The organism is Cryobacterium sp. Hh11 (assembly GCF_004404045.1).
GTDB classification, from domain to species: Bacteria; Actinomycetota; Actinomycetes; order Actinomycetales; family Microbacteriaceae; genus Cryobacterium; species Cryobacterium levicorallinum.
The window spans coordinates 45898-55615 of sequence record NZ_SOHF01000023.1; the positions used below are offsets into that span (position 1 = coordinate 45898).

Genomic DNA, 9718 nt, shown 5'->3' on the forward strand with positions numbered 1-9718 from the left:
TTAGGAGCCTTCAGCAACCGTGTCGATGATCAATGTTTCCAAGATTGAGGCCTCGGGAATCTTGCCGAGAATGCGTGCAGCTATCCGACCCTCCGCATCGAGTACAAGAGTGGTTGGTACGGCGTTCGGGGGGATGCTGCCGCTAAATGCGAGCTGCATCGCGCCGTCGTCGACGTCAAGTACGGAAGGGTAAGCGATGTCATATGTGGCATTGAAGGCGAGAGCATTGGGCGCTTGGTCGCGCACGTTCACGCCGAGAAACTCCGCTCCCTGGCCCGTGAACTGTGCGTTGAGGGTTTTCAGGTCACCGGCTTCGGCACGGCATGGAGCACAGCTGGCGTACCAAAAATTCACGATGAGGACCTCGCCGCGGTAGTCGCCGGAGGTGACGGTCTCTCCTGTCTCAATTGAGCCTTTGAACTCAACAGGGTCGCCTCGCTCGGCGACCGCAATTTCGGTCACACTGCCGTCGCCCGCTATGTAGCCCTTATTGCTACCCTCGCGATATTGGTCGGCAAGCGGGTCGGAAGCGCAGCCGGCCAAAAAAAACATAGCGGCGGTGACCACGACGACGGTGTATCCGGTGCGGCTCATGCGGTGGGCTGCGATGCGTCGCATGCTCATCGGATGCCCACGCGCGGTCCGCCGCCCCGCGCAACACTCGAGCCTGTCTCGTGCGTGCTGCACACCGAGGTGGGCAAAGATACTGCGTTCGACACAGATAGCGCCGAAGTAGCGCGGTGGGGCAGTGTGAATCTAGCCAAGAGTGACTCCTCGTGCGCTCATGAATGATTGCGGATTGACGCGTGCGCCATTTTCCAGTGTTTCAAAGTGCAGGTGGCATCCAGTGGACGCACCGGTCTTGCCCACGAGGGCTATGGTCGCTCCGGCCGATACCTGTTGCCCTTGACTGACCAGGATGGAGCTGTTGTGTGCGTAACCGGTTCGCGTGCCGTCGCCGTGGTCGATGAGTACCCAATTTCCGTAGGATCCGAGCCAACCGGCGTAGACGACGGTCCCGCTGTAGACGGCGTAGACGCCTTGACCGCACCCGGCGGCGATATCGGTCCCGTAGTGGAATGCTCCGACACCGGCCACTGGTTTGTTGGGCCTCGGCCCGTAGGCGGAACTGATCCAGCCCGAGACCGGCGACGACCAGCCCTGGCCGTTGGGCGTGCTGCTTCCGCTCCCTGCCGCCGGCCTGCCTGCTGCTGCCGCAGCTGCTGCCGCAGCGGCTTGGGCCGCCCGAGCCTCTGCCGCAGCGGCTTCAGCTGCGCGGCGAATCTCTTCTCCTGCGGCGTAGTCCGCTTCGGTCGCAGCGCGGTCCTCGATGAGAACGGCGAGTTGTGCTTGCAGCGTTCCGGCGACTTGCTGTTGGTTGGCAAGTGCTGTTTCCACGCGGGCGCTGGAGGCCACCGCGTCAGTCAGCGCCGTTTCGGCTTCCTTCGCCAAATCTCCCAGCACCTCTCGGGCAACCTCTGCCTGATCGGTCAACGACGTCGCGGAGTTTCGGTCGGCTGCTGCCGAGTCGTAGGCCCGGCTCATCCGCTCAGTCAGTTTGCTCATAGAGCCGAGCTGATCGAGCAGCTGGTCGGCCTCTCGGCCTTCCAAAAATAATGTCATTGAAAGATCACTGTTTCCGGAGCGGGCGAGCATCGCCGCAAAGCGACCGGCTTGTTCGCCCGATATAGCAGCGCTGGCTGTTGCCTCATCCGCCTGGGTCTGCAGATTTGTGGCTCGCAAAGTCGCCCCGTCAAACGCCATCTGCGCTGCCTCGTAGACAGCGGCGCGGCGTTCGGACTCTGCACGGGCAGCATCCACTTCAACGGTGAGTCCGGTGATGAGCGTGTTTAGCTCCGCAATTTGGGCTTGCTTGCCAGCCTCTGAAGAGCGGGTGCTCTCGACGTCGGACCATGACGGGTATTCCGCTGCCGTGGCCGAGCCTGCAACCCCCACTATGGCCAAGACCGCCACCATCGCGATGGCGGCCCGCGTGACGTACATGCCAGTTCTGCTCTTATCCAAGAGAAATCCCCTTTTCCATCATGAACGGCTCCGCGTCGATACGGATTCCGTCGATACGCGTTTCAAAGTGCACATGGCAACCGCTGGAGGCGCCCGTCGTACCGACGACCGCAATAATCTCGCCTGCGACGACCAACTGCCCGACGTCGACGAGGAGTTTGCTGTTGTGGGCATACCCGGTCTCGACGCCGTTCCCGTGGTCAATAAGGACCCAATTGCCATACGAGCCCTGATAGCCCGCGTCGACAATTTTTCCTCCGGTCGCCGCGAAAACGGGCCGGCCGCACGGAGCGGCAATATCGGTCCCGTTGTGGTACTCGCCGACACCATCAACGGGCTTGTTCGGTCGTGGACCAAAGGGGCTCGAAATCCTGCCGACAACGGGCAGCGCCCATCCTTGATCGCTCATCTGGATGGGCACGAGGCTGGACCACGCTCCGCTGCTCGCACTCTCCGTGTAAGACTTGGATTTCGCTGCCTCGGTGACGGTGAACCCGTCACGGTTAATTTTAACCGTGGCGGCACTGGAATTGCTGACACTTTGCAAGTTGTCGGTTTGGGTCGCCGGGGTGGGTGATGCCTGCCCCCTTTCCGGGTTCACGGCGAGAGCGGGCAGGGACGCACCAATGGCGAAGAGAACAATCATTGCCATTGCCCCGGCGGCAGAAGCTCGCTGTCGAATTGACGCTCGCTTCGGCGAGGGGTGTGTAGGCGCAGATGCGGTTGTGTTGAATCGGTTTTTGCCGAGGCGGTTTTCCAACGCACGCAGGTCGCGCCGCGACATGAAAGGCAGCGCACCAGCGACCAGAGGTGCCGTAGCAACGTGACCGGCGCTATCCACGTGGGCCCATAAACCGATGGGAGGGGAGCATCGAAAATTGTGCGGAATGCATGTAGAACGTCCTTGCAGGTGAATCAGCTTACGGAACAGTGATGAGCGGCAGATAAAACCGACGTCACCAACCTCGGGGGAAACGTCGTCTCCATTGAGCGCCGGTTACAGGGTGGCGAGGATGTCCTTCATGATGGCGATTTCATCGGTTTGGGTTGTCACGATGGTCGTGGCCATTGCCCGTGCGTCCGCGTTCTGACCGTCGTTCAACTCGGTCTGCGCCATGTCCACGGCTCCTTGGTGGTGAATGGTCATCTGCTCAAGGAACAGCTTGCTCGCCTCCACACCCGATGCATTCTGCAGAGCCGTCATATCGTCGGAGGACATAGTTCCGTCCATCCCCTCCATGCCGGACATGCCGTTCTCATCAGCGCCCCAAGCCGTGAGCCACTGTGTGAGTTGCGCGATTTCTGGTTCCTGAGCAGCCTTGATCTCGGTAGCGAGGTCAAGAACCGCCTGATCGATGCCGTGCTTCGCGAGGACGACGTCACTCATCCCAGCAGCACCCTGGTGGTGAGGAAGCATCCCCTGCGCAAAGACGATATCGGCTTCATTGTAGGAAGCGGATGCAGTCGGGGCGTCAGTCGTCCCGGCGTCATTGCCCATGTCCATGCCGGCCATTCCGCCGGAGCATGCGCTCAGAGTGAGCGCTGTCGCCAATGCTGCCGTGGCAAGGAAAAATTTTCGTACGCTAAGCATCGTTCATCCATTCATTGTCAAACGTTTCTAAACCGAAGGGCCGTCGTGCACGGCAAAGCCACGCAACCAAGTCTTGGCGCGTGGGCAGCGTTTCGGTTCAGATACGACTAATAGAAAGAACGAGCAGGTTCGGCCGGTAAATGTGGAGGGGAGCCTCGCGGACGGCCACGCCAATGCGACCGCCTGCGTCGAGGAGTCGCCGATACAAAGCTGGCCGCCGATTCAAGACGATCGACGCAACAAAAATGAGTAGGAGAGCGCATGCCATCGCGAGGAGGGCGCAGTTCAACAAGCCGTCCTGGCTGCCCGAAGATATCAACACGGCCGCATGAGCCACCATAGCTACGGCGGTCACACTCGCAGTTTCGTCAGCTGAATTAGCCGCAGCGATAGACATAACGGCCGGGGGGTTCGTGACAGACCCAGGATATTCAGAATGGATGGCAAAAGTACCCACGAGCACCACGGCTAAAGCAAATAACGCCACAATCGCTGAAAAGCTGACGGGCGCAACCGTTCGGCGCGCCGTGCGATCCGACGTCATGTCACCTCCGCTATTGCAACCAGACAGCACGTCAAACGGCTGAAGCCTTCTTAAAGGATAGACCAATGGCTGCACTGAAACCTGAAAACGAATTGAATGGTTCCCGCACGCGCTGAAACCTGACCGCAAATGCCCCGCACGGTCTCGGCCGCAACCATTCCCGTGAGCTGATGTTAGGAGCGAACCAAGCGCGCTATTGCTTGAGAAGCTTCCTGTATTTTGAGGTTCGCCTCGGGGCCACCAGCCGACGCTGCCTCCAGTACGCAATGATTCAAGTGGTCGCCAAGGAGACTCAAGGCGACGGATTGGAGCGCACTCGTCATCGCCGATATTTGCGTGAGGATGTCGATGCAGTATTTCTCTTCCGCGACCATTCCCTGAATGCCCCGAGCCTGTCCCTCGAGGCGCCGCAGACGCTTCAGGTAGTCGCCCTTGTTGGAGATATAGCCGTTAGGGCCGCTGGGCGTGCCGCCTGCAGCCTCCGTGATTTCACTCCTGGCCATTCCCTTTCCTCTCGTCTGGATGCCTCATGTGCGCGCGAGGGTATCCTCCCAATAATTTCCCTGCGAGTATACCCCCCAGTGGTATTATTGGACAGGGTGGTTCCACGACGCATCTGATGTCGCCATAAAAGGAATCTTGACAGATACCCCCATGGGGTATAAATTCTAATTACCCCCAGGGGGTACATGATCCTGGGTGCAAAGTGAAACCGCTGTGGAACGAAAGGGACATTTACCATGTGCAACACGAACACGAACACGAATGACCTCGGCCTGACCGACGCCTCCTGCTCCTGTGGAACCCATGCTCATGAATCTGCGGGTGCGGCTTCTGCCGACGTTGGATTGATGACGCGCACGTACGAAGTATCAGGGATGACCTGCGGGCACTGCGTGTCTAGCGTGACCGCAGAGGTCAGCCGACTGAGTGGAGTCAAGAGCGTTGATGTTCAGCTCGTCGTGGGTGGAGCGTCGCGAGTTACTGTCTCCAGTACCGACGCTCTGGATCGCGCGGCAGTAGCCGCAGCGATCGATGAGGCGGGCTACGACTTGGCGTCTGACTAGACAGGCGATGCTGAAATGACTGGAGCGGTGTCGATGAGTGGTGAGCAGGTTGTACTCGACGTTGGTGGGATGACGTGCGCGTCGTGCGCGGCGCGGATTGAGAAGAAGCTCAATCGGATGCCTGGTGTCGAGGCTTCGGTGAACTACTCGACCGAGAAGGCGAGTGTGTTCGTGCCGAAGGGCACGAGTATCACGGACGCGATCGCGACAATCGAGGCGACCGGATACACGGCTGCGCTCCCTCGACCGGTCGTCAGTGACGAGCCGCATTCCGAGGAGCCCACGGACGCTGATCGTGAGGTGTCGAGCCTTCGACGGAGACTGGTGATCTCCGCGGTACTCGCGGTTCCAGTCGCAGCCATGTCGATGATTCCCGTACTGCAGTTCACCAACTGGCAGTGGCTCGCCCTCACTCTGGCAGCGCCCGTAGCCGTTTGGGGTGCGTGGCCCTTTCACCGCGCGGCATGGATCAATGCCCGTCACGGAGCGGCAACGATGGACACTCTGATCAGCGTGGGGGTGCTGGCCGCCTTGGGTTGGTCGCTTTACGCTTTGTTCTTCGGCACAGCCGGTATGGCCGGAATGACGATGTCCTTCACGTTTTCGGTCTCGCCGAGAGGCGCGGCAGATGAAATCTATCTAGAAGTCGCCTCCGCGGTCACTGTATTCCTATTGTCTGGGCGCTATTTCGAGGCTCGCGCGAAGAAACGATCCGGTGCAGCTTTGAAAGCTCTGCTGGAGCTCGGAGCGAAAGAAACCACGGTGCTGCGCGACGGGGTGGAAACCCTCATCCCGACTTCGTTACTCGTCGTCGGCGACCGGTTCGTCGTGCGCCCGGGGGAGAAGATCGCAACCGATGGCGAGATCGTCGAAGGCAATTCGGCAGTGGATGCCAGCATGCTCACCGGCGAGGCCGTTCCCGTTGAGGTCGGACCCGGCGACACGGTCGTGGGTGCAACCCTGAATTCCGGCGGACGCCTCGTCGTGCGGGTAACCAAGGTTGGCGCGGACACAGAGCTCGCCCAGATGGGGCGACTCGTCGAGCAAGCACAGACAGGCAAAGCCGAAGTGCAGCGGCTGGCCGATCGGGTATCAGCCATCTTTGTTCCCGTTGTGATCGGGTTGTCACTGGCCACATTCGCGGTCTGGCTTTTCATCGGCGCGGGGCCGGAGATGGCTTTCACTGCCGCCGTAGCAACGTTGATCATCGCGTGCCCGTGTGCGCTTGGGCTTGCAACCCCGACCGCGCTAATGGTGGGCACCGGACGTGGCGCGCAACTGGGCATCCTGATCAAAGGACCGCAAATTCTGGAGTCAACGCGCCGCGTTGACACGATCGTGCTCGACAAGACCGGAACCGTGACAACAGGCCGGATGACGCTGGTTGCCTCCGTACCTATTGTCGGCGTGAGCGATGAGGAGCTCCTCCGTCTCGCCGGAGCGGCGGAGAACGGTTCGGAACACCCCATCGCCGCAGCAATTGTTACCGGTGCCAGGGAACGCTTTGGATCGCTTCCCCAGCCGGAATCTTTCGCTTCCGCGCAGGGGCTCGGCGTGCAAGCCGTCATCGACGGAAAGCTTGTACTCGTCGGACGTCCGCGCTGGCTCGCTGAGCACTGGAGTATCGTCCTCCCGAATGAGCTCGAGACGGCACTTACCGCTTTCGAGGAGCAGGGGCAGACCGCGGTCGCGGTCGCTTGGGACGGAGAAGCGCGAGGCGTACTAGCCGTATCCGACGTGGTGAAAGCCACCAGTGCCGCCGCAATCGAGCACTTCCGGCAACTCGGCCTACGACCGGTACTTCTCACCGGCGACAACGCCCGGGTAGCACAGGCCGTAGCGACTGCGGTTGGCATCACCGATGTCAGGGCCGACGTACTCCCGGCCGAGAAGGCCGAAGTCATCCGGGCACTTCAAGCAGATGGCCGAGTCGTTGCCATGGTCGGAGACGGGGTGAACGATGCCGTGGCATTGGCTACCGCCGATCTGGGCATTGCGATGGGCACCGGAACAGATGTCGCCATCGAAGCAAGCGACCTGACCCTGGTCAGAAGCGACCTCCTAGCAGCAGCGGATGCCATTCGTTTGTCTCGACGCACACTGGCCACAATCAAGGGCAACCTGTTCTGGGCCTTCGCCTACAACGTCGCCGCAATCCCGCTCGCGATGCTGGGCCTGCTCAACCCGTTGATCGCCGGCGCCGCCATGGCCCTGTCATCAGTCTTCGTGGTCAGCAACAGCCTCAGGCTGCGCAGATTCGCAGCCCTAAACGGGGCCGCAGTTGTGTCAAGCAAACGCCCTCAAAGTGCCCGGGATCTTGCGTCGGTCGTTTGATTCGATCCTCTCAGGCGGGATCGCCGACCATCGGGTACTCTGTGCGGGGATGAGATCGGCGTGACTTCAACCGAAACCTGAGGAGGAGGTGACATGATTCTTAACGGCACCGCGATTGCGGACCACTCCCGGAAGCATGTCCTCCTCTCGACGATCGTTGCAATTCTGGCCATGGCCGCAATGTTGCTCGGCGTACTCGCCAGGCACTCGATGAACGTCGGGAGGGGGATCAGCGGCATACTTTCCGGCTGCATCGACACTTGCCGATGTGCTCAGCAGCGCGAATACATCAGTAACTGGTGGCCCGAATTTCGCCTTCGAGAGAGGATTTGATCTGGCTCATCACGCGGTGTTCGCAGCGGCACTGGTCGGCATTATGCTTCGCCCCGATCGTGGCACCGCACACCAAACCGCGACAGTGAGCTGAGACGACACCGGCTTGGGGAACCGAGCCGACTGATGCGGTTGGCGATTTTCTTGAAGCATACACGCGGAGAGAGGGAACTTATTTGTCGATGGCGATGGCCAGTCCGGTGGCGGCGGATGCGTCCGTGATGCCGCCAGCATCGGTCAGCGTGGTGAACCCGAGGTTGGCCATGCGGGTGGCTGCTGCAGCCGATCGGTTTCCGGTGGCGCAGTAGATGATGTAGTCCCCGTCGATTGGCAGCGCCGCGATCAGAGTGTCGAAGTCCGGGGATTGCACGTCAATATTGATGGCGTCCTGAAGGTGTCCACCGACATACTCTGGTGCGGTGCGCACATCGATGATGACCGTACTGGAGGTGACAGCGATGGAGGGCGCCGGCGCGGGGCTCGCGCAGGCGGCCATGCTGAGCAGTGCCGCCACGGCGATTGTGATGCCGGTGAGTGCTTTCTTCATGGCTGGGTATCCTGACCGGTGCGTGCAGTGGGTGGCAGTGTGATCGGCTCTGGGGTGACTTTCCGGGAGCGCGGGAACAAGGGCGTGCAGGTAGTGCAGACCTCACCCTCAGCGGACTCTGACGATTCGCGGCGGGTGGTGGCTCGGCGTTCGCTTACCAGTCGTTCGCGCAGGGCCCAGATCAACAGGGCGAGCGCAGCGGCGGCCAGAACCGGGCGCGCAGCACCGCTCACTATCGGGTCTAGGGAGCGCACTTCGGTGGTCAGATACAGCGCTATCAGACCCAGAGCTGGCCACCGTGTGTCGCAGAGAGTTGCGTCGGCGCCGATGGGGGTGCCGATATAACTGGCAACGATCAAGCCGATCAAGCTGGCTCCGAGTGCGGTGGCCGCGACCGTCCACCAGAGGGCACCGTCTGCGTTGTCCGCCCGGGGCGCGTAGCCCGTTACAAAAGCCATGAACGCGGCTGCGGCAACGGGGGCCGCGATTATCCAGCGTCGAGTCGACCAAGTTTGTAGGTCAGAGAACACGATCAAGGGTCTCTGTCGCGGCAGCGGTCCGAGCGGGAAGACCGCAAGAATTTTCTCGAGTCATGCGCGCATAGAGAGCCCAGCCGAGCAAGACGATGGATGCGGCGGCCAGATACGGCTGGACCGGCTCGAAGAATTGCATCGCCCCGGTTGTGCCGAGAGCGAGGAGAACCAATTTGTTGCAGACGGGGCATCCCACCGCGAAGAACGTTACCAGCCAACCGGCCATGCCCAATCGTCCGGCCGCCCTACTGGGCGGGGCACCTTCCGGGTGCGCCACATAGGTGGCGGTGACCATGCCCGTCAAGACCGCGCTGAGGATGAGCACCGGCCACGACCAGGCGGTCGGCGGGATCTGTCGCGAAAAGAATGGCGTGTCAATCAAGTCCGTCGGGATGGCAATGAAGACCACCGTAAATAGTGCTGTTGTCAGAGCAACCCACCAGCGGCGAGAGGGCCAGCTACGCAGGTCCCCGCCGAGGCCGGCCAGCTTGCCGCGCCAAGGGGCACGCCGTGGTGATTCGTCCCTGCGGGTGCGTTGGTCACGCATTCGAATAGCCCTCATTTACTTTTCATCGTGAAACGTTTGCTGTCATATTTGAATACACTGATACCCTAAGGGGTATCCTGGTCTTAGACAAAACCAGCCTCGCATCCGCCTACGAACAGGAGCACACCCTCATGGGGATCACCGAACCCGCGACCCACGCCAGCGACGACCTGCGCAAGACCCTCAACCGGCTCAAG

At 61.0% G+C, this 9718-nt stretch carries 11 protein-coding genes; 3 read left to right on the forward strand and 8 right to left on the reverse strand.

Annotation, left to right across the window (positions count from 1 at the left end; translation table 11 throughout):
* The 5 genes from E3T46_RS11035 to E3T46_RS11055 form a co-directional block, all read right to left on the reverse strand.
* The gene (locus tag E3T46_RS11035; protein WP_134578600.1) at nucleotides 1-594 is read right to left on the reverse strand and encodes a TlpA disulfide reductase family protein; all 594 of its coding nucleotides are present in this window, start codon (nucleotides 592-594) and stop codon (nucleotides 1-3) included.
* Between the two features lie 162 nt (nucleotides 595-756).
* Nucleotides 757-2025: a M23 family metallopeptidase gene (locus E3T46_RS11040; RefSeq protein ID WP_134578601.1), complete on the reverse strand. Its 1269-nt coding sequence runs from the start codon at nucleotides 2023-2025 to the stop codon at nucleotides 757-759.
* Complete coding sequence (locus E3T46_RS11045) at nucleotides 2018-2671, reverse strand: M23 family metallopeptidase (RefSeq protein ID WP_166790249.1); 654 nt, start codon at nucleotides 2669-2671, stop codon at nucleotides 2018-2020. Before E3T46_RS11045 ends, E3T46_RS11040 begins: the two co-directional genes overlap by 8 nt.
* A gap of 351 nt (nucleotides 2672-3022) precedes the next feature.
* Nucleotides 3023-3616, reverse strand: a complete 594-nt coding sequence (locus E3T46_RS11050) for a DUF305 domain-containing protein (RefSeq protein WP_134578603.1) — start codon at nucleotides 3614-3616, stop codon at nucleotides 3023-3025.
* Nucleotides 3617-4333: 717 nt separating this feature from the next.
* The gene (locus tag E3T46_RS11055) at nucleotides 4334-4663 is read right to left on the reverse strand and encodes a metal-sensitive transcriptional regulator (RefSeq protein WP_134578604.1); all 330 of its coding nucleotides are present in this window, start codon (nucleotides 4661-4663) and stop codon (nucleotides 4334-4336) included.
* A 348-nt stretch (nucleotides 4664-5011) separates the two neighbouring features.
* Here E3T46_RS11055 and E3T46_RS11060 point away from each other — a divergent pair, with 348 nt between their 5' ends.
* The 3 genes from E3T46_RS11060 to E3T46_RS11070 all read left to right on the forward strand — a co-directional run bounded on the left by E3T46_RS11060 (nucleotide 5012) and on the right by E3T46_RS11070 (nucleotide 7894).
* On the forward strand, nucleotides 5012-5227 hold the full coding sequence (locus E3T46_RS11060; RefSeq protein ID WP_277870967.1) for a heavy-metal-associated domain-containing protein: 216 nt from the start codon (nucleotides 5012-5014) through the stop codon (nucleotides 5225-5227).
* A gap of 15 nt (nucleotides 5228-5242) precedes the next feature.
* Complete coding sequence (locus tag E3T46_RS11065; RefSeq protein ID WP_241980645.1) at nucleotides 5243-7561, forward strand: heavy metal translocating P-type ATPase; 2319 nt, start codon at nucleotides 5243-5245, stop codon at nucleotides 7559-7561.
* Between the two features lie 93 nt (nucleotides 7562-7654).
* Complete coding sequence (locus E3T46_RS11070; protein ID WP_134578606.1) at nucleotides 7655-7894, forward strand: hypothetical protein; 240 nt, start codon at nucleotides 7655-7657, stop codon at nucleotides 7892-7894.
* Between the two features lie 172 nt (nucleotides 7895-8066).
* On the opposite strand, the gene E3T46_RS11075 is transcribed toward E3T46_RS11070, so the two are convergent.
* The 3 genes from E3T46_RS11075 to E3T46_RS11085 form a co-directional block, all read right to left on the reverse strand.
* Complete coding sequence (locus E3T46_RS11075; RefSeq protein ID WP_134578607.1) at nucleotides 8067-8441, reverse strand: rhodanese-like domain-containing protein; 375 nt, start codon at nucleotides 8439-8441, stop codon at nucleotides 8067-8069.
* Complete coding sequence (locus E3T46_RS11080) at nucleotides 8438-8899, reverse strand: hypothetical protein (protein ID WP_134578608.1); 462 nt, start codon at nucleotides 8897-8899, stop codon at nucleotides 8438-8440. Before E3T46_RS11080 ends, E3T46_RS11075 begins: the two co-directional genes overlap by 4 nt.
* A gap of 61 nt (nucleotides 8900-8960) precedes the next feature.
* Entirely contained in the window at nucleotides 8961-9521 is a 561-nt protein-coding gene (locus E3T46_RS11085; RefSeq protein ID WP_241980647.1) for a hypothetical protein, read from the reverse strand.
* Between the last annotated feature and the right edge of the window lie 197 nt (nucleotides 9522-9718).